20 protein-coding genes are annotated in these 24207 nt (G+C 68.5%); 8 read left to right on the forward strand and 12 right to left on the reverse strand.

Going from position 1 to position 24207, the window contains the following annotated elements; genetic code table 11:
* Positions 1–99 precede the first annotated feature (99 nt).
* Genes eccCb through AC1DY7_RS03375 form a run of 8 tightly spaced genes read right to left on the reverse strand, consistent with a single transcriptional unit; the run spans position 100 to position 10184 of the window.
* Entirely contained in the window at positions 100–1890 is a 1791-nt protein-coding gene (gene eccCb, locus AC1DY7_RS03340; protein WP_477492243.1) for a type VII secretion protein EccCb, read from the reverse strand.
* The gene (gene eccCa / locus AC1DY7_RS03345) at positions 1887–4118 is read right to left on the reverse strand and encodes a type VII secretion protein EccCa (RefSeq protein ID WP_477492244.1); all 2232 of its coding nucleotides are present in this window, start codon (positions 4116–4118) and stop codon (positions 1887–1889) included. Before eccCa ends, eccCb begins: the two co-directional genes overlap by 4 nt.
* Positions 4119–4131: 13 nt before the next feature.
* Positions 4132–5661 (reverse strand): type VII secretion protein EccB, encoded by a 1530-nt coding sequence (eccB, locus tag AC1DY7_RS03350; protein WP_477492245.1) that lies wholly within the window; start codon positions 5659–5661, stop codon positions 4132–4134.
* A gap of 3 nt (positions 5662–5664) precedes the next feature.
* Complete coding sequence (eccA, locus tag AC1DY7_RS03355) at positions 5665–7386, reverse strand: type VII secretion AAA-ATPase EccA (RefSeq protein ID WP_477492246.1); 1722 nt, start codon at positions 7384–7386, stop codon at positions 5665–5667.
* Positions 7379–7867, reverse strand: a complete 489-nt coding sequence (locus AC1DY7_RS03360; protein WP_477492247.1) for a hypothetical protein — start codon at positions 7865–7867, stop codon at positions 7379–7381. Before AC1DY7_RS03360 ends, eccA begins: the two co-directional genes overlap by 8 nt.
* Positions 7868–7878: 11 nt before the next feature.
* The gene (locus AC1DY7_RS03365) at positions 7879–8730 is read right to left on the reverse strand and encodes an ESX secretion-associated protein EspG (protein ID WP_477492248.1); all 852 of its coding nucleotides are present in this window, start codon (positions 8728–8730) and stop codon (positions 7879–7881) included.
* Positions 8730–9050 carry a type VII secretion target gene (locus AC1DY7_RS03370; protein ID WP_477492249.1) on the reverse strand — a complete coding sequence of 107 codons (321 nt, stop codon included), beginning with the start codon at positions 9048–9050 and terminating at the stop codon, positions 8730–8732. The genes AC1DY7_RS03365 and AC1DY7_RS03370 overlap by 1 nt, the downstream gene beginning before the upstream one ends.
* Positions 9051–9056: 6 nt before the next feature.
* A complete protein-coding gene (locus tag AC1DY7_RS03375; RefSeq protein WP_477492250.1) occupies positions 9057–10184 on the reverse strand; it encodes an EspA/EspE family type VII secretion system effector in 1128 nt (375 codons plus the stop codon).
* Between the two features lie 303 nt (positions 10185–10487).
* On the opposite strand from AC1DY7_RS03375, the gene AC1DY7_RS03380 reads away from it, so the two are divergent.
* Positions 10488–11777 (forward strand): MinD/ParA family ATP-binding protein, encoded by a 1290-nt coding sequence (locus AC1DY7_RS03380; RefSeq protein WP_477492251.1) that lies wholly within the window; start codon positions 10488–10490, stop codon positions 11775–11777.
* Here AC1DY7_RS03380 and AC1DY7_RS03385 read toward each other — a convergent pair.
* The gene (locus AC1DY7_RS03385; RefSeq protein WP_477492420.1) at positions 11774–12451 is read right to left on the reverse strand and encodes a transcriptional regulator; all 678 of its coding nucleotides are present in this window, start codon (positions 12449–12451) and stop codon (positions 11774–11776) included. The two genes, AC1DY7_RS03380 and AC1DY7_RS03385, sit on opposite strands and share 4 nt — an antisense overlap.
* Before the next feature lie 341 nt (positions 12452–12792).
* On the opposite strand from AC1DY7_RS03385, the gene AC1DY7_RS03390 reads away from it, so the two are divergent.
* Positions 12793–13083 (forward strand): WhiB family transcriptional regulator, encoded by a 291-nt coding sequence (locus tag AC1DY7_RS03390; RefSeq protein ID WP_477492252.1) that lies wholly within the window; start codon positions 12793–12795, stop codon positions 13081–13083.
* Positions 13084–13145: 62 nt separating this feature from the next.
* Here the strand turns inward: AC1DY7_RS03390 and AC1DY7_RS03395 are convergent, their stop codons facing one another.
* Positions 13146–13604, reverse strand: a complete 459-nt coding sequence (locus AC1DY7_RS03395; protein ID WP_477492253.1) for a hypothetical protein — start codon at positions 13602–13604, stop codon at positions 13146–13148.
* 265 nt (positions 13605–13869) lie between these two features.
* Here AC1DY7_RS03395 and AC1DY7_RS03400 point away from each other — a divergent pair, with 265 nt between their 5' ends.
* Genes AC1DY7_RS03400 through AC1DY7_RS03410 form a run of 3 tightly spaced genes read left to right on the forward strand, consistent with a single transcriptional unit; the run spans position 13870 to position 15877 of the window.
* Positions 13870–14826, forward strand: a complete 957-nt coding sequence (locus AC1DY7_RS03400; protein WP_477492254.1) for a pirin family protein — start codon at positions 13870–13872, stop codon at positions 14824–14826.
* Positions 14816–15079: a GNAT family N-acetyltransferase gene (locus AC1DY7_RS03405; RefSeq protein ID WP_477492255.1), complete on the forward strand. Its 264-nt coding sequence runs from the start codon at positions 14816–14818 to the stop codon at positions 15077–15079. Before AC1DY7_RS03400 ends, AC1DY7_RS03405 begins: the two co-directional genes overlap by 11 nt.
* Positions 15080–15877: an acyl-CoA thioesterase domain-containing protein gene (locus tag AC1DY7_RS03410; RefSeq protein WP_477492256.1), complete on the forward strand. Its 798-nt coding sequence runs from the start codon at positions 15080–15082 to the stop codon at positions 15875–15877. It begins immediately after the preceding gene.
* Here the strand turns inward: AC1DY7_RS03410 and AC1DY7_RS03415 are convergent.
* Complete coding sequence (locus tag AC1DY7_RS03415; RefSeq protein ID WP_477492257.1) at positions 15855–16373, reverse strand: pyridoxamine 5'-phosphate oxidase family protein; 519 nt, start codon at positions 16371–16373, stop codon at positions 15855–15857. The genes AC1DY7_RS03410 and AC1DY7_RS03415 overlap by 23 nt on opposite strands.
* A 22-nt stretch (positions 16374–16395) precedes the next feature.
* Positions 16396–17106, reverse strand: coding sequence for a hypothetical protein (locus AC1DY7_RS03420; RefSeq protein ID WP_477492258.1), 711 nt, complete (start codon positions 17104–17106; stop codon positions 16396–16398).
* An 85-nt stretch (positions 17107–17191) separates the two neighbouring features.
* On the opposite strand from AC1DY7_RS03420, the gene AC1DY7_RS03425 reads away from it, so the two are divergent.
* The 3 genes from AC1DY7_RS03425 to AC1DY7_RS03435 are packed head-to-tail and all read left to right on the forward strand — an operon-like array spanning position 17192 to position 24183.
* On the forward strand, positions 17192–17602 hold the full coding sequence (locus tag AC1DY7_RS03425; RefSeq protein WP_477492259.1) for an SseB family protein: 411 nt from the start codon (positions 17192–17194) through the stop codon (positions 17600–17602).
* The gene (locus tag AC1DY7_RS03430) at positions 17590–18258 is read left to right on the forward strand and encodes a hypothetical protein (protein ID WP_477492260.1); all 669 of its coding nucleotides are present in this window, start codon (positions 17590–17592) and stop codon (positions 18256–18258) included. The genes AC1DY7_RS03425 and AC1DY7_RS03430 overlap by 13 nt, the downstream gene beginning before the upstream one ends.
* Positions 18259–18261: 3 nt before the next feature.
* Entirely contained in the window at positions 18262–24183 is a 5922-nt protein-coding gene (locus AC1DY7_RS03435) for a putative T7SS-secreted protein (RefSeq protein WP_477492261.1), read from the forward strand.
* Positions 24184–24207: the final 24 nt, after the last annotated feature.

Below are 24207 nucleotides of genomic sequence, written 5' to 3' on the forward strand. Positions count from 1 at the left end.
TGGGGACCGCAGTCACTGCAGTGTCGCTTCAAGAATGGACCCCCCGATCCGTTTGCTACCTCGTCGCCGTCAATTTTGCCAGGCGACCCGAAATCCATACTAACCGTGGTCTTGGGGTGCTGCCGACACTTCTTCTTCCGGTGGATCGACGTAGGCCGCCTGAATGACTTCTTTGGCGTCCGGTGAGACGAGAAGTGCCTGGCCAGGCGGTCGGCGCTTGAGTTTGAACGCACTCGACGGGAACTCGGTCTTGTCGCCGGAGAGGAACAAGGTCGGGGTCCCTGCGCCGTACGCGGCGCCGACAAAGCGGTCCATGGTGGCCCGCTGCGCCTGGCTCATCTGACACGTCACCACGAGGTGCAGACCGATGTCCGCGGCAGCGGGCAGCAGCGGCCACAGCGGCGCCATCGGGGGCAGTCCACCGGCCGCGGCCACCACCATGTGCCAGTCGTCCACGAGCAGCACGATGTCGGGCCCCGACCACCAGGACCGGGCGCGCAGCTGGGTGGTCGTCAGGTCGGCGGGCGGGAGCCGCTGCTGGAGCAGGACGGCCAGCGCCTTGACCGATTCGTCCAGTGCGGCTGCGTTGCGGTTGATTGCTCCCGCCGCGAGCAGATGACTCTCCGGAATCGCATCCAGCAAACCTGATCGGAAGTCACCGACCATGAACCGCACCTGATCTCGATTATTGCGCAAGCAAATAGCTTGGGTGATCGCGTGGGCGATCCGGGTCTTCCCGGACTTGGGCGCACCGAAGATCAGCACGTGCGGTGTGCGCTGCATGTCGGTGTAGGACACCGAGAGGTCGGACTCCCGCACACCCAGCGGGATCATCCAGCGGGTGCGGTAGTCGGCGTCGGGCCCGGGCGGATTCGGGTCCAGCTGTTTCAGGTAGACCCGGCTGGGCAGCACCCTGACCTGCGGCGCTTCGTCGGTGTGCAGGGAAGCGATGTGGTCCACGGCCGCGGTGATGGCCGGCACCAGGTCCGCGCCGCTGTGTACCCCGTCCAGACGGGGCACCCCGATCATCAGGTGGTGTTTCTCCATCGTGATGGCCCGGCCGGGCCGGTTGGCGGGGATGTCGCGGGTCATCCGGTCGATCTGCGTCTCGTTGACGTCGCCGAGGCGGAACTCCACCTTGGTGCCGAGGTAGTCCCGCACCCGGGACCGCAACTCCGTCCAGCGGGGTGTGGCGATCACGGTGTGCACCCCGAAGGCCAGCCCCTGGGCCGCCAGGTCCTGGACCACCGGCTCTAGCTCGGGGAATTCGCCGACGAACGCCGGCCAGCCGTCGATGACGAGGAAGACGTCGCCGAACGGGTCCTGCGATGCGGGATGGGTCGGGTCATCACGCATCTGGCGGTATGCCGCGATCGACCCGACGCGGTACTGCTTGAAGGTCGCTTCGCGCTGCCGCAGCACGGCCTTGATCTCCGCGACGGCCCGGTTGACCCGGTCGGGCTCGGCGCGGGTGGCGACGCCGCCGACGTGCGGCAGGCCCTCCAGGTACATCAGGCCGCCACCACCCATGTCGACGCAGTAGAACTGCACCTGCCGCGGGGTATGGGTGGCCGCGGCGGACAGCACCAAGGTCTGCAGGAAGGTGGACTTGCCCGTCTGCGGTGCCCCGCCGATGGCGATGTTGCCGCCGGCTCCGGAGACGTCGATGCCCCAGACCTCTTGCCGGTGGCGCCGCGGCTCATCCATGATGCCCAGGCCGAAACGCAACGGCTGCCCGTGATCCCGCTCGACGAGTTCGTTCACCGGGGTGGGATCGGCGAGCGGCGGCAGCCACATCTTGTAAGCCCGGACCTCACCGGTGGTCAGCTGTTCGAGGACCACCTCGCGCAGCACACGCGGGTCGCCGAGATCGGTCATCCCGTTGGTCATGACGACGCCCCCGCGTCGAGAAGCGGTGCCGCCGTGAACGGCTGGATGCGCACCACCTGACGTTTCGGCTGCACCCGCGGCGCCGAGTCGTCCACTCCCTCGAGCACGGTGGGCACGTAGTTGGTGCCGGTGTAGACGCTGTGGAATTTCACCGGGTCCTCCATCCCGACCCGCAGGAATCCGACACCGCTCTCCTTGTTGGTGATGTACTGCGCCTCCGGCGTGCCGATCACCGCCTTGGACTCGGCAGAACTGGTGGTACGCAACGCGATCCGGTAGGTGAGGTTGGGTTCGAGCTTGTCGATCCGGACTCCGCCGGTGTTCAGGGATTGGGTGGCCAGCAGCAGGTGCACCCGCAGCGACCGGCCGACGCGACAGATCCGGTCGAACAACTGGATGAAGTCCGGGTGGTTCTGCAAGAGTTCGGCGAACTCGTCGACCACTACGAAAAGTGTGGGCAGCGGCGCGAGATCGGCGCCGCGTTCGCGGTGCTTCTCGTACTCCGCGACACCGGACAGCGCACCGGCGGCGCCGACCTGGATGCCGGCCTGGCGCAGGATGGACTGCCTGCGGTCCAGCTCGCCGGTGAGCACCTCCCCCATCCGGCTGACCAACTCGGCCTCTTCCTCCATGTTGGTCACCACCGCGGCGGTGTGTGGCAGCTTCTCCGTGCCCAGGAACGTCGAACCGCCCTTGAAGTCGGTGAGCAGCAGGTTCACCTGATCCGGGTGGTGGGTGGCCGCCAGTGACAGGATCAAGGTGCGCAGGAACTCCGACTTACCGGAACCCGTTGTCCCGATGAGCATTCCGTGCGGTCCCGCGCCGAACTCGGCGCCCTCCTTGATGTCCAGGTGCATGATGTCGCCGGTCTTGAGTTCATGCCCGAACGGGATCCGCAGCCGGTCACGGTCCAGGTCGGTGAACATCCGCCAGCGGGCTGGGGTGACTTCTTCCACCGTCTGCGCACCCACCAGTTGGTGCCACTCGGTGGCGACCTTCTTCTGCACCCGGGTGGTCTTGTCGATGATCGTTCCCGTGATCGACCAGCCGGCCAGCTTCCTGGCGATGCGGTTGGCCTGGGCCGGCGTCATCGAATCCGCCATCCTGACCACCTGGCGCCAACCCTGTTGGGCCAGCTTGTCTTCCGCTGAACCGTCGGCGTCGACCTTGATCTTGTACGCCGACCCGCGATGGTTGCCCAGCGTGATGACGGTGACTCCGGCCCGGCCGTCGACCGGGAATCCGGCGCGCCCCCCGGTGAGGTCCACGACCACGACGTAGGCCCCGGCCGGTGCGGCATCGGCGGTGTGCGGGCCGCGCGCCGTCAGATCGGACAGGCCGTCCGGGCGGGTGAACACCAGCCGGGTGGGGCCCGCGACGTCGGTGTCGGTCTGGTGCTGCGCGTGCGGCAGCCATTTCAGCCAGGCCCAGGTCGGATCTTCCGGAGTGTCGGTGAGCACCCGGATCTGCAGCAGGTCCGGCGGGTGCAGGACGGCCAGATGGCACAGCATCGCCGTCAGCAGGCCCGCCGCGCGTTCGGCGTCACCACCGACGGCGATGGTCGAAAAGGTGCGCAGCTGAACCAGTTTCGGGCAGTCATGGATCAGGCCGTGCGTGCGCAGGAACTTTATAAGCCACATGTGGCTGACGGGCTCCAGATGCGCCTGCGGCGCACCCTGCGGCCCGGCGAGCTCACCACCGACCGCGGGTTTGAGCAGCCGGTCGACGGCCGGCTCCGCGCCGATGCCGATCCGGGTGGCGGCGAAGAAGTCGCCGTTGGCGGGCCGTGACCACTGCCGGTTGGTGCCCACCAGTGAGAGCAGATCGCCGGGATGCGGTGCGTGGTAACCGAAGAACGCCACCTGGGCGGTGGCCGAGGTGGTGACGCGGGACCGCAGGCCGGCCAGATACCGCAGATATTCCTTGCGGTCGGCGTTGATCTCGGGGACCTTCTTGCCACCCGGACCGCCACCCGCCATGAAACCGACGGTGCCCATGACCATCATCAGCGGCATCATCAGCATGTACGGCGAGAGCTGCCGGATGCCGGTGAAGATCATGATCGCCAGCATCCCGAGCATCCCGCCGCCCATCACGTACGGGAGCGCCTTCTGCAGGCCCGACGGCGGAATCTCGATACCCAGGTCATCGGGTGGGGTGACGTTGATCTCGCCGGGTGTCAGCCGCGGTCCCCGCCGGATGGTCGGAGTGAACTTCTTGGTGGTCATCGTCCGCTCCTCCCTAACGTATCGGCGCGCCCGGCGCGGGCATCGGCAGTGGTGCGGCGCCACCCGGCGGTGCGGGGGCACCCTGGCCGGGCGCTTGCTGGCCGGCCGCCGTGCCCTGGGCGATCTTGCGCGGGTCCGGGTCGGCCGGCAGCGTGTCGTGCTCGAGCAGCGCCGCTTCCTTGGACAGCACCGGGCCGTCGACGAGCAGGCCGACCACCTGCCACGGCGCGGTCTGCGGTGAGGCCAGCCCGAGCACCGTTGCGGTGTCCTGATTCGGCAGGCCGTACCGGATGCCCTGCGGGTCGATGTAATAGAGCGCCTCGCCGTAGCGCGGGTCCGGGGACTGCAACCGGACGAACTGGCCGCCCTCGATGTACACCGTTGCGGCACCGGCGATCTGGCGGATGCCCGCGTTCATCCTGGTCGCCGGGATCGGCAGGTGGCGCCCGCTGAACACGGTCTGGCGCGGCGACTGGTCGCCGGGCTCGCGCTGCCAAGACCAACACAACGTCGGGGCGTCGTGGCGCAATCGGATGTCCATCGGCTGGTCCGGCAGCGGAGACACGAAGACCTGTTCGGCGATCTTGGCGACATCGCTGGCCTCCACCGACGGCGGCGAGATCAACCCGAACGAGTTCAGCGCCCGCAGGGCGGCGGCCGTGGTGCCGTTGACCTTTGCCACACCGTCGGGCAGCACGACGTACTGCTGTTCGGTGGAATCGGTGATGGTCTTGAAAACCGACCCGATCACCAGATTCGGCGGCAGGCCAACGGTATTGGGGGCTCCGGCGCCGGCGATCTCGGGCAGATCCCAGGGTCCGGCATTGGGCAGCGCGTTGAACAGACCCTCCGAGATCGGCGTCGGCCGCGCGGTGACCGGGATGCCCACCGCACTGGTGACGGCCCGGTTGGCCAGGTCGATGGCATGCCGGCCGTCCTCGGTCACCAGCCAGTTGCGGTCCTGGTAGGACACCAGCACGCCCTGGCTGGGCCGGATGGGTCCGACGGAGGAGTCGACCGCCGGCGGCATGATGATCACCGAGGTGTCCACCGACGGCGCGATGCTGTCGGGTTTGGTCACCGTGTCACACAGCGTCCACGTCGACGCCGGGGCGCCCAGCGGCGTCGCATACGGCGCGCCGGGGATGCCTATCGGCTGGCCCTTCGACATCCGGTTCAGCTCATCGGATTTCACCGCCGACGGGTTGTTCGAGTTGCCCAGTACCAGGCGCGCCGACGTCAGGTTGTAGACCGGGCGCAGCTCGCCGGTGCCCGGGAGCACGACGTAGAGCTGGTTGGTGGTCCGGTCGACGAGAAGTGAGTCGTCGCCCCGCTTCCCGAGCGGTTTGAAGTACGCCAGCAGTGCGGCGCCGAGGCAGACGAGCACCGCGATGAGGATGCCCGCGCTGACCGCACGGCTGTAGAACTGGAGAGGATCGTCGTACATCCGGGTGTCCCGGCGCACGATCGCATGCTCGACGCGGCGCAGCAGGAATCGCCATCCGCTGACCTGAACCTTGGTGGTGAGCCTGAAACCTGCCATGGGTTACTCGCCGATGTTCAGTCGGGCGTGGACGGCGTCGATCGCGGTGGCCATGTCGTCTGCCGTGATCTCACTGAGCGCGTCGACGTCGAGGTTCTCGAAGTCCAGGGACCGGGCCAAGCGCATGTCCCGGCTCTGCTCGCCGGCCTCGACGAGCTGGCGGGCGTACCGGCCGTTGCCCGCGATGTCGAGCGCCGGCTTACCGTTCAGATTCCGCTGGCCCAGCAGTGTCGCGGCTTCCAGCACCCGCTTGGCGGCCTCATCGGACAGGCGTGAATCATTGGCCACCGCAATCACCTTGGCGATCTCGACGATCTCCTCGGATGCATAGGAGTCGAACTCGACGCGCGTGGAGAACCGGGACCGCAGGCCGTCGTTGGTCTCCAGCAGACGATCGATGTCGGCGCTGTACCCGGCGATGATGACCACCAGCCGGTCGCGGTCGTTCTCCATCCGGGCCAGCAGCGTATCCAGCGCCTCGGTGCCGAACGGGTCGGCCCGGCCGTCGCGCTCCTGCACCAGCGTGTACGCCTCGTCGATGAACAGGACGCCGCCGACGGCGCGGTCGATGGTCCGCGACGTCTTGACCGCCGACTGGCCTTCGTACTCCGCGACGAAATCCTTGCGGGAGGTCTCCACCAGCTTGGGTTCGGTGATGACGCCGAGACCGGCCAGGATGTTGGCCACCACGCGTGCGATGGTCGTCTTGCCCGTGCCGGGCGGCCCGGTGAAGATCATGTGCTTGGACTGCTGCGCCACCTTCATGCCGCGCGCCGCCCGGACCCTGGCCATCTGCGTTGCGGCCCGGTACTTCTCGATCTGCTCCTTGACGCGGCTCAACCCGATCTGGCGATCCAGTTCGGCCTGCGCCTCGGCGAGCAGCAGTTCGCGGCCCGAGTTGTCGGTGTTGACGCTGGCCGGATCCCACGGGTCCTTACGGGTGGCGATCTTCTCCGCCGTGGTGGTTTCCATCCGGTACGACGGATCACGCAGTGCCGCTGTCACTCTGGGGGACGGGTGGGTGGCCTGCAACCATTCCAGCAGCGCGATGGCCGCATCCTCGTTGCCCTGGCTGCGCCGGGTCATCGCCAGGAACCACGCGATCGCCGGTGCGCACGCCTCACCTGCCGGCGCCGAATTGGCCTCCGTCAGTCGGCGTTCGGCCTCGTTGAACAAACCCAGGTTGGCCACCGCGACACCGTGTGCCACGCTCGCCGCCGCCCCGAGGAACTTGTCCGGCCAGTTGGCCGCCGCACGGACCTGATCGATGACGTCGGTCCAGCGTTCGGCGGCGCCGTAGATGACGGCCTTGATCCAGGACACCAGGTACTCGGCCCCGGCGGCGTGGGCGTCGTCGAGTGCCTCTATCGCATCCGCGAAGTTGCCCTCGGCGGCTTCGCGCACCGCGAAGGCCATCGTGATGGCCAGCGGCGAGTTCACCGGATAGGTGATGTCGCCGTAGAGCCCGCCGATGGGGATGCGGGCGCCGACACTGTTCATCGAGACTTCGGCCCGGCCCGCGAGCTGACCGAAGTTGCCGCGGGAGAACCAGGCGCGGAACAGGGTGGCGCGGTCGGGGTCCCCGCACCGGATCCGGCCGACCCAGGCATCACATGCGGTCTCGTCGACCGCGGTGATCTCGGTGAACAGCTCCAGGGACCGGGCGGGTGCGCTGGGAAGCATGCCGACCGCGGTGCCGAACAGACTCGCCAGATGTTCAGTCATGCTCACCTGCATACCTGGTCGCGAAGACACGAGCCTGCGCGGCATCGGCCTCCTCGGGCGACGGCAGGTCCAGGTCACGCTTGAGGAAATCCCGGGTGACCACGTCGTCCTGCCCCTCGCGACGCATCCCCTCCAGCATGGAGGTGAACTGTGCCGAGCGGGCCTGCGCGGTGGCCAGTCCGGCGATCACCACGATCTCGTCGGCGAGCTGCTCCTCGGTCGACGAGGCGGCAGTCGGGGCCAGCTCGATCCGGTGCACGCGGCCGTCCAGCAGCGCCGTCACCGTCACCGTGCCGGGCGGATTGGTCACCGAGAACAGCTCGCCCTCAATGTCTTTCGAACCGGCGGCGTCCGAGCCGGCGACGGCGGGCGCGACCAGAAACGCATCGAAGGCGTCGAAGACAGAGTCTTCGGCGAAATCATCCTCGGTCCCCCCGGGATGCGGATAGTCATCGTCGTCGAACGACGGAGTCCCCACCATCGAATGCCTCTTCAGTCCCCGTCGAAATAATCGATGTCCACTTTGGGCTCGAACCAGCGGCCCGACGGCAGGAATTCGACCAGGCCGTCCAGCGCGCGTTGCAGGTTCTCCTGGGTGCCGGGCAGGAAACTGCCGAACAGCTCACCGTTCACCCGGCGCGGAATCGAGACGATGCGGCCGGCCTTGGAATCCAGCACGCCCGCGGCGACGGCGGCCTGGGTGTAGGTGCCACCGGAGTGCCGCTCGTTCGCCGTGATCTCGACCCAGCTGTCCGGTTCCCCGGTCGCCTGGGCGTATACCCGCGCGGATGCCGCCGAGATGCCGAACTGGGCCAGCTGATTCGGCGACCGTGCATCGGCGAGCTGCGCCGAGACGGCGGTCATCGGTTCCACGTCGGCCGGCTCGGCGGTGCCGAGCACCGCCGTCACCATTCCCGCCAGCCCGACCTGCGGCGCCACCCGCTGCAGGACCAGCATCTCCCCGTCCCTGGCGGCAACGACATGACGCTCCCCCTTGCGACACACCACGAATCGCACCATTTTCCCACCGACGTCGCGGCGCCACCATCGGCCCTCCAACGTGCGATCGGGCCGGGCCAGGGTGTCGGTCATCGCGGCCACCTCCGGGTGCGGCGCCCCGAAGACATCGAGCACACCCTGCGCCGTGAGATCACGGGCGACCTGCTCCCACACCAGATCCCGGAGGTCGGGCTGGGGGATGTTCGGCCGGATGCCCAGCGAGGTCGGGAACTCCATCAGATTGAGCCGGTCGGCGATCACCAGCATGCCGTCGATGGTGACCTCGACCGCGACCACGTCGTCATAGTGCGTGGGTTCGCCGTGCGTGGGATAGGAACTGGTCATCACCGGCCTCCGGCGATCTGCCGGTCCAGAACCGACCGCTGCGCCTCATCCGTGCGGTCATACCGGCCGGCCGAATCGGTGAGCCGCACGCCGAGCCCCTGGGACACCGCCGCCATCCGGGTGCCGGCGTCGGAACGGGCGGCCTGCACCTGAGCAAGGGCGGCCGAGGTCGCCGAGGCGACGACTCCGTGGGTGGCGTGCACGGCGGGTGGGGTCGCGGCCGTCAACGCGGTCGCGGCGGCGAGTTCCCCCGCGGTGCGCTCCTGGACGGCGGCCAACTCGCGTAGACACGCGGTGGTGACGCGCAGATCGTCGGACACGTCGCCCTACCTCCCCGATGGTTGCGTGGCAGCTTCCGATACGCCTGTACTGCTCACCGTAGCGGTGCCGGAGCCGTCGGTTCCACTGTCCTGCGCGCTCGTCTGGATCAACCCGTCCGGCACCGCGGCGTCGTGGCCGTCGCCCGGCGCCGCGCCGCCGTCGGCTTCGGTGTCCCGTTGTTGCTCGCGGGCGGCTTGCACGGCAGCCTGGACCGCGGCGGCGACGAGCCCGCCGGCCGGCGCCAGCACGGCACCCAGGGGTGTGGTGAGTGCCGCCGCCAGCGCGGGCACCATCCCCGCGATCCCGACCAGACCGGCCAGAGCGGCCGGCGAACCCTGCTGCCCGGCATCGCCGGGGGCCGAGTCCTCAGGCACCCCGATCGCCCCACCCATCGGCCCGAAATCCGGGTCCGGAGCCGCTGATCCGCCGCGGGTGGGAGCACCTGGTTCGTCGGGCGGCGCCGGGAGATGCCCGGGATCGGCTACCGCACCGCCCGGAGCCGGTCCCCCGAATCCGGTGTCGGACAGCTCCGCCGTGGCGGCGATCGCCTGATAGCGGCCGACGAGATCCTTCAGCCTGCCTGCGTTCTCCGACGCTTCGTGATGCATGTTGGCCAGCTCGAATCCGGCCGACGTCACCGCCGTGTTCACCGCCGCGGTCTCGACTACGAGTTTCGCCGCGTCGCCGTACCGCGGCACCAGATCGAGCCACTGGGTGTACTCCGACAACTCGCCGAGCCAGTTGTAGAGCTCATCGATCTGCCTGCGGTGATACCCCACCTGGAAGGCCTCGCCGGCCAATACCCGGTGCACCTCGTGGTCGGTGTCGGCGACCGATTCCGCCCGGAGCCGCTGACGGGAGTTCTGGTCCGCGTAGGCATCGAAGCCCGCACCCGTCCACCGCTCGGCGGGCGCTGCCGCGCCGAGTCCGGCGTCCGCGCTGCGCAGGCGGTCGGCCGCCGCGCCGAACGCCTGGCCGTCCTCAGGGTCACCCTCGCCCAGGGTCTCCTTCATCTGGGTGAGCAGGGCCTGTCCCACCGTGAGAATCTGCGAACCGACGGCTTCCACCGCGGCGTCGACGACCGGCGAGGAGTTCTTCTTCGGCGGGCTGGGGGGCTGGGGTCGCGTGCTCACCGTGCCTCCGCCAGGTGTCCGGCGCGCCCGAATCTCACTTTGCCAACCCCATTCCGGCCCTCGTGGATCGGCAGCTCGATCTGCCGCCGGAATCGACCCTAACAGCGGCTCCGGACCCCCGGATGCACCAATTTCGCGGCGGCAGCGTGCTGCATTTCCGCAGGAAGCGAGCCATATTCGGCCGACTCTCGCGCGATCGTCGCCTTTGCTGCGCGCGGCGACCGCATCTCGCCGCCCGGGGTGGTGGTTGATACTGGTGGGACCTGACGGTCGTGTCGGGGACAGCTCAGGAGGAGGACCGCGGTGAGCGACCGCGATGACGCGCTGCGTCACGAGCTCGGCTGGACCGGGCCGGAAGAATCCGACTACGAACCACCGGCGAAGGCGGTTCCCCCGCCGACGCCGCCCGCACCGGTACCGCCGCGGCCGCCGGTTGATTTCGTGGCCCCACCCCGGCCGCCCACGCCGCACCATCGGGCCGATGTGCAGGGCGACACCGGTCCGATCACCGCGCAGCGCCCCGAGTGGCCGCTTCAGCCGGCTCCTCCGCCACCGCCACCGCCACCGCGCCCGGCACCGCCGGCTCCCGGATACCCGCAGCCCGGCCATCCGTGGCCGCCCCCGGCAGCGCAGGTGCCCCCGGGCCCGCAGTCCTACGCAGATCGGATCCCGGTGCGCGATCTGGTACCGCCGCGGCCCGCCCCGCCGACCCGCGGCTGGCGCCGCGCGCTGCACACGCTCACGTTCGGACTGGTGAATCTGGGACCCTCCCCCGACGAGATCCGGGAAGCCGAGCTCGAAGCCGGCATCCGGGGCGTGTTGCGCGGCCACTACAAGATCGGCGTCATGGGCAAGGGCGGCGTCGGCAAGACGACCGTATCTGCAAGTGTCGGTTCGGTTTTCGCCGAATTGAGACCCGATGATCGCGTGGTCGCCATCGACGCGGACACCGCCTTCGGCAAGCTGGGCGCGCGTGTCGATCCCCGTGCCGTCGGCTCGTACTGGGAGCTGGCCGCCGATCAGCACCTCGACACCTTCGCCGATATCCGCAGCCGGGTCGGCAACAACGCCGCCGGGTTGTTCGTCCTGGCGGGCGAGGCCAGCCCGGCGCGGCGGCGCATCCTGGACCCGGCGATCTACCGGGAGGCCACCTCGCGGCTGGACCGGTACTTCTCCATCTCGATCGTCGACTGCAGTTCGACCATGGACACTCCGGTGACCCAGGAGGTGCTGCGCGATCTCGACGCCTTGATCGTGGTCTCCTCGCCGTGGGTGGACGGCGCCGCCGCGGCGGGGCAGACGATGGACTGGCTCGCCAGCCGCGGGCTGACCGGTCTGCTGCAGCGCACGGTCGTGGTGCTCAACGACTCCGACGGGCACTCCGACAAACGCACCCGCTCGATCCTGACGCAGCAGTTCTCCGGCCAGGGCCAAGCCGTGGTCGAGGTGCCGTTCGACGGCCGGATCCGCCCGGGCGGGGTGATCCCCGGCACCAGGGAGATGTCACCGCAGACCCGGCGCAAGTTCATCGAGATCGCCGCCGCGCTGGCCGCGCACTTCCCCCGCACCGACGACCGGAACCGGGAACGCTAGCGCCAGTCGATCGCAGCGATCAGTTCGTCCACGGCGGCCACCGCATCGGCCGCAACCGGTTCCTCGGCTTCGACGCGGGTGACGACGTCCTCGGGCACGCCGGCGGCTTGGGCGGTCTCGGCGATGGTCAGGTTCGCCCGCCGACGCGTCGCGTAGAGCCGCTGCCCCAGCGTCGCGCCCGGTGCGGTCGCGGCGCGCAGGGTGAGCTCGTCCACCAGATTGCGGACCGTGCCGAGCGCCCGGATCAGCGCCGGGGTCACCTGGATTCGGGCGGCCCTGGCGGCGACCGCTTCGAGCTGGCGCAGATCGGAGAGGATGCCGGTCGCGCGGGGGATGAAGTCCGGGTGTCCGGTCTCCGGTAGGGCGTCGATGGTCGAACCGAAGGTGTTGGCCGCTGCCACGACCGCCTGGGCGATCAGCGGAATCTCATCGGCTCCGGCTGTGGTTCGGCGCTCGGGGCCGATCGCTTCGCCCCGGCGCAACCGCTCGATGGTGCCGGGTGGCCATTGCAGCACCGCCTCCAGCTTCGCCCGGGTGCCGGCCCTGGGCCAGCTGCGGCCCTTCTCGAACGCGATCAGGGCGCCTGCGTTGATGACGCCGTCGGCGGCGAGACTGCGCTGGCTGACGTTGAGTTCGCGGCGTCGGGCGGCCGCCGCGGAGCCGGCGCGCACCATGCCGGGGTCGTCGCCGGGGTCGGGCTCGACCACGCGTATGACCTCCCTGAACCCTGACACTCGGTGTCGACATAGTAGCGAAACATCACTATCGCTATGGCTTAGTCGGCCACAATGCGTCGTTTTGTCTCCACAAACCATTGCGTCGCGATGATTGTTCCCGTTGCATCTGCCGGCGTGGGTCGGGTCATTTCAGCAGTTCATAGTCACTCTGGGCCGAGAGCCGCGAGCCCAGCTCCGCTAGGGACCTCAAATCCGCAGCACTAACTGTTGCAATGCTACGGTTTGTGTTCTACATTCGTCTCCATTGCGGCAGACGCGCCGCCGACAGGAGAAACGCCATGAACGCATTGGGTGCGGACGGACTGCCCGTCGGCGACTGCACGCGGGACCCGGAGCGCTGGACATCGGTGGCCGACGAGGACGCCAAGACCATCTGCCGGATGTGCCCGCGCCGCTGGGCCTGCGCCCGCGAGGCCTGCGAACTGCCGCGCGCCGAAGGGCTGTGGGCGGGCATCGTCATCCCCGAAGGCGGACGCGGCCGCACCTTCGCGTTGCGCCAACTGCGGTCACTGGCCGAACGCAACGGTTATCCCGTCCGGGCCCGCCGGCTCTATCTCGAGTCGGCCTGAGACCGGCTGCTCCCGCTACCGCATTCGAGGGGCCGGTAGCGGGGGCGGCCTTCTCGGCTCACTCAGATCTTGGCGATGAAGTCCGAGGTGTACGCCTCGGCAGGCTGCTGCGAATACGCGCTCGGCCGTTCGATCGAGACCCAGACCCCCGTGGCACCGGGCTTGACGGCGGTCCGGATGGTCGCGTGCGCCGTGCCGACACCGTCGGTCTGCAGCAGCACGGGTGCGACGGCGCAGTCATTGGAGGCCCTGGGCATCTGGAACACCCGGACGAAGTACGCGGTGTCGGGCCGGCCGGTGAACATCTCGACGTCGACGGCCAACGTGTCGCCCTCGGTCCGGAGGTGGGCCAACGGCCGGGCGTAACCCGTCGCCCAGGTCCGCTCCGCGGGGGTGAAATCGCAGGCCCGCACCGTGCTCGTGAACGGCATGACGACGGTTTCGGCTGAGGCCGTACCCGCCGAGAACAGCACCAGGGCAGCGCCCAGTCCGGCCGCAGCCACATTTACCCGACGACGCATATGTCCTGACCTTCTCAAGTTACTTGGCGGTAATTTTACGGGGCCGTCACTACCGCGGGAAGCCCAGGTGAGGTGATGCTCCTCACCGGCCGCCCGCCGGAATAGCAGCGGTGCGGAACCGGTTACATTCACCGACGGTGCCGGTCATGCCCCGGGTACCACATCAGAACCGTCGCTTCGTGCGACCACTTGCCGAGAGGCGCCATGCCGGCACCGTCCCCAAACCTCCAGGCCATCCGCTGACACCGGGTCTACCCTGGTACGCGTGAGCAACACCGATGCCGCCCCACCCGAAGTCGACTGTGGCGCATCACGATTCACCGGCGTTCTGCGAGCCCGCGAGGTTCCACTGGGCGGTCCGCGCGCCATGCTGGTGCGCCGCACCCTGCCCGCCAAGGAACGCTCCATGGTGGGTGCGTGGTGCTTCGCCGACCACTACGGCCCCCAGGATGTGCTCGACGGTCCGGGCATGGATGTGCCGCCCCACCCGCACACCGGATTACAAACGGTCAGTTGGCTTTTCAGCGGCGAGATAGAACACCGCGACAGCGCCGGAGTGCACGCCATGGTCCGGCCCGGCGAACTCAACCTGATGACCGCCGGCGCCGGGATCTGCCACTCCGAGGTATCCACCACAGCGAGCACCGTGCTGCACGGCGTCCAGCTGTGGGTGGCACTTCCGGACTCCGCCCGCGACGGCGCCCGCGACTTCGCGCATCACACGCCACCCGCGGTGGCCATCGGCGGGGCGACGCTGCGCGTTTTCCTCGGCGAACTCGCCGGCCACCGCTCACCCGTGCGTACCTTCACGGCGCTGCTCGGCGCCCAGCTCGATATGGCACCGCGAACGAAGATCGCGTTGGACGTCGACCCCAGCTTCGAACACGGTGTGCTGCTCGATCGGGGCAGCGTCGAGGTGGGCGGCGACGCACTGGCGGTCGCGGACCTCGCCTACCAATCGCCGGGCTGCGATCACCTCGAGATCGTCAACCGCGGCGACAAACCCGCCCGGCTCATCCTGCTGGGCGGTCCGCCGTTTCCGGAACGGCTGGTCATGTGGTGGAACTTCGTCGGCCGCAGCCACGACGACATCGTCGCGTACCGCGAGGCATGGCAGGCCGGCGCGGACCGCTTCGGTGCCGTCGAGGGCTACCGCGGCGCCGTGCCCCGCCTGCCCGCCCCGGTGCTTCCCGCGGTTAGGCTCAAACCTCGTGAGCGCTGACGACACTGCTGTGGTGACACCAGGAGACAACCAGTTCACCATCTCGCTGGGCGAGCGGCAGGTCGGGCTCGTCGACTTCCACGACCGCGACGGTGTGCGGGTGTTCACCCACACCGAGATCGACCCCGCCGTGGGCGGCCGTGGGCTGGGTACGCAGCTGGTCGCCGAGGCCATAGCGGCCACCCGCGCGGCCGGGCTGGCCATCGAGTCGCACTGCTCGATGGTCACCCAGTACGTCGCGAAACATCCTTGAATGCGCCTGCCCGCGGCGTATTTCGAGCCCGACGGGGACGCGTTCGTTCCCACCAGCCTGGCACAGGGACCGTGGGGCCAGACCATCAGCGGCAACGTGATGGGCGGTCTGCTCGGATTCGTCATCGACCGCGACGCGGGCGACCCGCAGCTGCAACCGGCGCGGCTGACCGTCGACCTGTTCCGACCCGCGGCGCTCGAGCCGGTGACGGTACGCACCGCGGTGATCCGCGCCGGCAAGCGCATCAAAGTGGTTGATGCACAAGCATTTCAGCGCGACACGTTGGTGGCCCGCGCCAGCACCGTGTTCCTGCGGCGCGGCGAGCCCTCCCCGACGGACATCTGGACCTCCGAGATCACCATTCCGGCCCCGCCGCCACCCGACCTACGAGAGCGCCGGCCCATGCACATCGTGGCGCACGGAGCCCCATCCGGGCCGACGTTCGATCTGTCCGCCTGGCAGCACACCGGGCCCAAACACGCGTGGGTGTGCAACACCGCACCCGTCGTCGACGGTGCGCCGATGACGCCGTTCACCCGCGCCGCCATGGCCGGTGACGTGGTCAGCTCGCTGACCAATTTCGGCCCGGACGGGCTGCGCTACATCAACGCCGACTACACCGTGACCCTGAGCCGGCTTCCCGTCGGCCCCGACATCGGCCTGACGGCGCTGACCCACTACAGCGTCGACGGCGTCGCCACCGGAACAGCGACCTTGTTCGACCGCGACGGACCGATCGGCAGCGGCATGGCGACCGCGATGCTCAGCGGGGGATTCAGCCCGCCACCGGGTCGTTAGTCAGATACTGCGCGGTGCTGCCGCCGACGGGCATGTCCGGCATGCCCAGCTTGCGGTGATCCCAACTGCGCCGCCGCGTTTCCCGCACGCGGATGCAAACCCGGTTGTTCATCATCTGGTCCACGAAGGGTTTCATCTCGTCGGTGTAGGGACCGGTGTAGCGCTCCCACACGCTGATGCCCACCCGCAGGTTGGTCTCGGGGTCGTCGATGATCTCCGCGGTGCCGTCGATCGATACCCCGCGCAGGGTGCCGTAGGTCAGGCCGTCCTCGATCATCACGGTGATGGTCGGATCGCGGCGTAGGTTCACCGCCTTCTGTGATTTGGCCTTGGTCTCGAACCAGATCTCCCCGTCGAGGACGGCGTACCACATGGCCACCAGGTGCGGTCGGCCGTTGGGCAGCACGGTCGCCATGGTGGCTGTGCGGCTGCGCTCGATGAATTCGGTGATCTCGTCATCGGCCATCACGATCTTGGCGCGCTGATTGGTTCCCATGGTCAATCCTTACCAGGCGCGATCAGGAGTGTGACGACCACCACGTGTACAGCTCGGTCAGCGCCGGGCCGTCCATTCCGCCACGGACCTCGCTCAGCTGCAATTTGGCCTCGTCCGTCCAGGCCACGACGGGACGGGCGCCCACATAGCCACAGAACAATGTGCCGCTCACCTGCTGCGGCGTCGCATTGCGGCGCCATGGGCCCGGCGACTGGATACGCCCGGGACACTCGACGGTGGTCGAACCGGTGATCACCGTATTCATCGCGACCTCCAGGGCCGCTTTGTCCCTCACCAGGGTGAACGTCGCCGAGGCCGGACCGCCGGGATCGGCGTTCTGCTTGCAGGACACGACCGCCAAACCGCCGTCCGCGGGTCCTTTCGACTCGCACACGCCCTGCGGGTATCCGGTCGGCAACTGGCTCAACAAGCGAGACTGCGCCGCGGCATCAGTCGGATCGACCGAAGACGTTGGTGTGGAAGCGGTTTCGGTTCCATCCCGGGTGGCCAGCCAGCCGACCACCGCAGCGATGACAACGACCATAATCAACGCAATCGCACCGAGCACCGCTTTCGGGCGGCCCCCACCGTCACGCTGCCCGGGCAGCGGCCGGCGGACATCGTCGAGTTCGAACAGCTGGTCCCATGCCGGGCCGCCGGGGGGCGGTGGCGCGGCCCGCCAATCGCGCGGGTCCGGACCCTGCGGTCCCCACGGTGGCTGCGGTGCACTCACGTAACCCAATATCGCACGCCGACCATCGGCCACTGGCAACCGCCGCTCGGATCAGTAGGATGCTAGCCAGGACATTTGCCGGGGGGTGACTGTGTTTCCGTTCGAGGTGGAACGTTCGGCGTTCTTCGGTGGCTTCGGCGACCCCGTCGCTCTGCTCGCCGGCCTCCGCACAGCGGATCTGGTGGTGCCGCTGGATGCCGAGGGGTCGGTCTTCACCCAAAGGTGGGGCGGCCTGCCCTGGCTGGTGGCCTTCACCGGCGTGGACCGCTGCGCCGCGTTCGCCGAGGCGGCCGGACGCGATATCGCCGCCGTCGAGATCTGCCAGGTGCGGGGAGCAGCGGTGCTCGACGGTTTGGACCGGGCGGCCGAGCCCACCGGCCTCGTGGTGGATGCCGCCCATCCGGACGCCATGGCGTTTCCGCCGGTCAAGACGATCACCCCGCACTGCTATATCGATGAGTCGACAGGGAAGGCGGTCCGCACATGGGCGGCGTAAAGGTTCTCGGCGTCAACCCCGACACCCTCAAGCAGGCCGCGACCGGAATCAATGGGGTCATCGAAGGCATCTCCAGCGGCATGATGGGCAGCTACCAGGGCCAACTCGGCCGTGGGTTCGGCGACCTCGCCATGACCGGCCTGGAAGCCAGCCACCCCGACGTGCAGTCCGGGTTCGCCAACTTCACCAACCGGTGGGAGTGGGGCACCCGCGCCTTGATCACGGTCGCGAGCGATATCGGCTCGGCCCTCGATCTGGGTGCCGGCCGCTACGAACTGCAGGAAAAGTACTTCAACGACGCAGCCAAGGACATGGTCAACGACCTGGCCGGCGATCCGTCGCTGCAGAAGGAGTCCGTTCGAGACGCCAACGGCAACATCGTCGTCCGCGGCACCGACGACATGTCCTGGGGCAACATGGTCGACTACAACGTGAACCGGTTGGCCCACCCGGACTGGTCGGCCCAGTCGTTCGACAATGTCAACGACCAGATCAATCAGAACCTGCAGGCGATGAAGGACAACTCGCTGCAGGCCGGGCTGAATGCCGTCGTACCGGGCGAGGCCGCTCGGGTCACCGTCGACGGCTTCATGAGCGGTGATCCGGCGCCCGCGCCCGCAGCCCCGGTTGAACAGGCCCCCGACCCGAGGCTCTGACGAATGGGCTGGGGTCTCGACGACCTGATCGGCGACGCCGAGGACCTCTGGGATGACACCAAGAAGGTCGTCGGCAAAGTTGTCGACGTCGGCTCCGACGCGGTGGCCGACATCGCCGACGACGTGGGTGCGCACGGGGTGGCCGACAACATCCGCGACTGGGGCGATCACATCGCCGACGAACTCGGCGCCACCCCCGGCGAGAAGAACCTCAACGAAAGCGACGATCCCAAGGAACTGATCCACGGCGAACCCGCGGTGATGCGGGACCGTGCCGGCAAGCTCGACGGGCTGGCCACCAATTTCGGCAATGCCGCCGACGGCTTGGCTGGCATCAATGTCGGCGAATTCCAGGGCGAGGCCGCCGACGCCTACCACCAGAAGATCAGCCAGGAGATCCCCAAGTGGCGCGACGCCGCCGGCGCCTGCAAGAGCGCTGCCGCGGCACTGAACACCTTCGCCCCCATCGTCGAAGCCGCCCAGCAGCGCGCCGCCGAGGCCATCGAGAAGTGGAAGGAAGGCAAGCGTCAGCACGCGCAGTGGGTGCAAGCATGCAACGACTACAACGCCGCGGTGAACAGCGACGCGGACACCCTTCCGCCCAAACCGCCCGACGAGGATCCCGGCGAGAAGCTGTGCGCAGAGGCCGTCCAGATCCTCAACGACGCCCGTAAGGCCCGCAACGAGGGTGCGTCTTCCGCAGCGTCGGCATTCAACAACGCAGCCAACGAAGCACCACCCGAACCGCCGCCCTCACAGCGTGTCGCCGCCGATTTCAAGGACTTCGCTGATACCGCCGGCATGTTCGACAGCCACGCGGTGGTCGGATTGGTCGGTGCGGTCACCGATCTGGGCAAAATGGTCCGCACCGTCGATCCGACGAATCCCTACAACATCGCCCACCCGGCCGAATACGCCCGCAACGCCACCGCGGTCGGTGCTGGGCTGACCAACATGGCCGCCCACCCCGATCAGCTGGTCAAGGGATTCATCGGTGACGGCTGGGGTGCGGATCCAGGCCAGGCATTCGGCACATTCGCCTCGAACTTCATCCCATTCGGCCCGAAGGGTAGCGGCGTCATGAAGTCGGTACTCAAGGACGCGGCCGAAGGCGGAGCCCGCGACGTCGGCCGCACCGCCGCCGGCGCGGCTTCGCATTCGCGGCCGGCCGAAGGTCTGGCGTCGCACAGCACGCCGCACAACCCGCCCGAGGCCTCGGTATCGACGCACCCCGGTGGGCACGACGCGACACCGGCGGCCACCACACACGAAGCACCAGCACCCCAGGCGCAGCATCCGCACGGCGAAGCACCGCAACCCCGGGCGGAATCACCGCACGAACCTAGCGGGGACGCGCCCCGCTCCGCCGATCCGCCGGCCGAGCGGCCACCAGCAGACCATTCACCGTCGACGCCGGAACGCCACGACCCGGATTCGGCAGGCGTGCATGATCGAGGTCCCGACCCGGAGCCGCGCCACGAAACACCCAGCACGGACCGCACTCCCGATGCGCACACCGACTCCCCGGCGCCGCACGAACGGTCTTCCGAGCCCAACGGCCGCCACGGTGACGATCCCGAACCGCCCCCGCGTGGCCCTGAGGGCCGCGATCCCGAACCCCGCCAGGAACGGGTTCCCGACGAAAGGCCCACCCCGCGCGAGCACGACGGCACCCCGACCGAACGTCCCACCGAGAACCCCAAGCTCGACGGCGACAAGCCTGCCGACACCCCACACACCGACAAGACCGAGCCGGCTCGGGCTCCGCACGACACCCCGGCACCGAAGCAGGATGCCCCGACCGTCCGCGACGAGTCACCCCCGCCGCCCCGCTCGGATTCCCCGGCTACGACATCGTCGACGACACCGCACAACACGTCTCCCGCGCCGCAGTCCCCGGTGAACCCGGCACGCGCCGACGCGCCGAGCCCCCTGCGTGACACTCCCACCCAGGCTGCCCGTGAGGTGCCCGCCGCCCGAGAGGCGCCGGTGGCTCGCCCCCCTGATGCGCCGGCAGCCAAACCCAGCCCGGCCGCGGCAACCGATACTGCGCCACGGCCCGCGGCCGCGACGGCCAAGGATGCGGTGAACGCGGCCGAGGCTGCCCGCTCCGCCGACCCGGTCGCGGTCATGGACCGCGGACCGGGGCACCCGGCCGCGGGCGACAAGACCATGCCGACGAAATCCGGCGGGCACGACGGCAACGGCCCGGGCAACGGCCACAAACCCGACGATCACCATCCGGACGGCCCCGATGACGGCGGCGTACCTGACAAGCACGACATCGCCGACCAGTCGAAGACTGATCCGTCGGCTTCACATGAACCGAACCAGAAGTGCAGCGACGGAACCGATCCGGTCGATCTCGCCACCGGCGAGTACTACCTGCCCGCAGTCGATGTCGATCTGCCGGCGGTGCTCGGGCTGCGCCTGACCCGCACCCACAAGTCGAGCTACCGCGCCGGTGTGTGGCTGGGACCTTCGTGGTCGTGCACCTTCGACACCAGGGTCGTCATCACCGCGGATTCGGTCACCACAATCGACGCCGACGGCACCATGCTGTCCTTCGATCCACCGGTTGCCGACGAGCCGAGCGTGGCCCGCATCGGACGGGCCTGGCAGCTGTGGAATGCACCCAACGGCGGTTACCGGTTACAGCCACCCAACTCGGGTCTGAGTTACCACTTCGCCCCGAAACCGCACCTCGCCGGCGCGGACCTCGCCGACGGCATCATCTTCATCTCGGCGATCACCGACGCACACAACAATCGAATCCTGTTCACCTACAACGATTCCGGCGCGCCGTCGGGAGCGGTGCATTCCGGCGGGTACCGCATCGGCGTCGACTGCGCCGGGTCACGCATCCGGGGTTACACGCTGGCCACCGACACCGAGTCCACGGTGCTGCGCCGGTTCGGCTACACCCGCGGTGACCTGACGTCGGTGACCGACGCCACCGGAGCCACCACGACTTTCGAGTACGACGAGCGGCACCGGATGACGGGGTGGACCGATTCCACCGGCGCGCACTACGACAACGAATACGACACGCTGGGCCGGGTCGCCTACCAGGGCGGCCACAATGGGGTGTGGGCCAGCAGCTTCTCGTATCAGGCCAACCCCGACGGCAGCGGATCCACCACGGTGCACACCGACGCCGTCGGCGACACCACCGTCTACGGGTTTGACAGCGACCTGCGGCCCCGCGCCATCGCCGACCCACTGGGTCGGGTGACCCGCACCGACTTCAACGCCGAACGGGCTCCGCTGGCCATCACCGACCCCGCGGGCGCGACCACCACTCTGCGCTACACCCCCGACGGGATGCCCGCGCAGATCACCGATCCCCTCGGCAACGTCACCACCATCAACTACCTCGACACCGCTGCCGGCCCGCGGCCCGTACAGGTCACCGCGCCCGACGGGGCGGTCACCGTCTTCGGGTATGACGAAGCCGGTAACCGCGTACAGATGCGTGATGCCACCGGCGGTGTGTGGCGATGGGTGTACGACACCGCGGGTGCGGTGGCCGAGCGGATCGACCCGATGGACCGGCGGACGCACTACCGCACCAACCCGGCCGGACTCCCGATCACCATCACCGACGCTGCTGGATTCGAAACCCACTGTTCCTACGATGGTTTCGGTAATCTCACCGAAGTCGTCGGTCCTGACGGCGCGGTGACCCGGCTGACCTACGACCGCGCCGGTCGCGTGAGCGCGCGTGTCGGCCCGGACGGATCCTCGGAGACCTGGACCTATGACGGTGAGGGTAACCGCACCTCGCACACCAACGCGGTGGGCGCGACGACGCGCTGGGAGTACGGGTTCTACGACCTGCCCGTGACACGCATCGACGCGGACGGTTCGCGCACCCACTTCAGTTACGACAAGGCCCGCAGACTCATCGCGGTCACCAACCCAGCCGGGCAGACGTGGAGCTACCAGTACTCGGCTGACGGGATGCTCTCCGCGCAAACCGATTTCAACGGCGCCACCATCAGCTATGGCTACGACGCCGCCGGGCGGTTGGCATCGCGCACCAATGCGGCGGGGCAGACGCTGACCTACCGGTATGACGCGGCCGGTCGCCTGATCTCCGAGGCCAGCAGCGGCGGCGATTTCGGCGGCGAACGCATCGACTACAGCTACGACGGCGCCGGGAAGCTGCTGGCCGTGGTGATGCCCTGGGCGCGTACCGAATACGGGTACGACGCGGCCGGGCGGATGATCTCGGAGACCACCGACGGCCGGGCGGTGCAGTCGGTGTTCAACGCCGCTGGCGATGAGATAGAGACGTTCACCCCGTCGGGCGTGCGGACGTCGTTGTCCTATGACCGGCGCGGCTTGGTCGACATGCTGTCCACCGCGGGGCAACGGTGTGAGATCACCACTGATGCCCTGGGCCGTGCGACGCGTCTGCAGTACGGCACCACCGCGATCGACTCGGCCTTCGATGCCGCCGGACGCTTGACCGAACGCCGGGTGCTGGGCGGGTTACGGGATCTTTCGGTGCTGAATCTGGGGTCCGGATCAGGCAGTGCTGCAGAGCTTCTGGCTGCTGCCACGTATAGCTACCGGGCTGATGACACGCTCGCCGAGGTCAGTGTGGCCGACCCCACCGCACCCGCGCTCGGGACGGCCGCCACGTACGGTACCGACATCCTGGGCCGGCTGACGTCCCGGCAGACTGCCGGCGCAGTGGCCGAGACCACGGTGTTCGACGCCGCGCAGAACCCCACCATCATCGACGGATCCGCTGACGGCCCGGGTTGGCGGTATGAGGGCACCCGCCTGATCGATGATGGCCGGTCACGCTATCACTATGACGCCGCTGGTCGCCTGATCCAGACCGTCACCAAACGGTTGAGCCGCAAACCCGATGTGTGGCACTACCAGTGGGATGGCTGGGATCGGCTGCGCACCGTCGTCACCCCCGCCGGGCAGACCTTCCGCTACACCTACGACCCGTCGGGGCGGCGACTCACCAAGACCAGCGACCGTGAGTCGGTGGTGTTCGCCTGGCACGGCACCCGACTGGTCGAACAAACCACCACTGCCGGTGAGGTCACCTCCTGGTCCTATTTACCCGGGCAGTTCACCCCACGCACCCAAACCCACACCGCCACAACCTCTTCGGCGCCGCGTGTCGGTGAGCTGTCCCTGGACACCCCGGCTTCCACCGCGCCCCAGGCCGATATCGACCGCCGCTTCTACGCCTTGGTCACCGACCAGATCGACACCCCGGTCGGCCTGCTGGATCCGGCCACCGGCACCCTGGCCGGTCACGCCCACGCCAGCATGTGGGGACAGACCACCTGGACCGGTATCGACACCCCCTGGCGTTACCCCGGCCAATACCACGACCCCGAAACCGGCCTGCACTACAACCACCACCGCTACTACCAACCCCACACCGGGCGGTATCTGTCATCCGACCCACTCGGGTTAGCGCCCGCCCCGAATCCCTACGGATACCCGGGGAACCCGACGGCGTTCGCGGATCCGTACGGGCTGAGCCCGTGTCCGGACAACTATCACAACCGAGAACTACCCGACTCGACTAGACTGGGTCGCAATCTAGTCGCGGACGGACAAATACCGGCACGCGGCGACCAAGCACACCACATGGTTCCGGGCGGCATCAACTACGGCGGTGCACCAGAGATGCGAGCGATCTTGAAACACTTTGAGATCGGTATCAACGATGCTGCGAACGGCGTGTGGTTGCCAGACCACCGCGGAATGATGGGGCCTGATGACGTGCGAGTTCCGCATCACGGGGGAGGAGTGCATTCGAAAGCGCATCTCGAGGACATGTTGAGGGCGTTGCGACGTGAATCTACGCGAGAGGGCGTGATCGACGTGCTCCACGATGTACGAGAAGCACTGCTGGGTGGCGAACTGTACCGGTACGGCTCGTGATGAGAAGGTATGTGCTGTGTACCT

The organism is Mycobacterium sp. P2_H7, assembly GCF_056403275.1.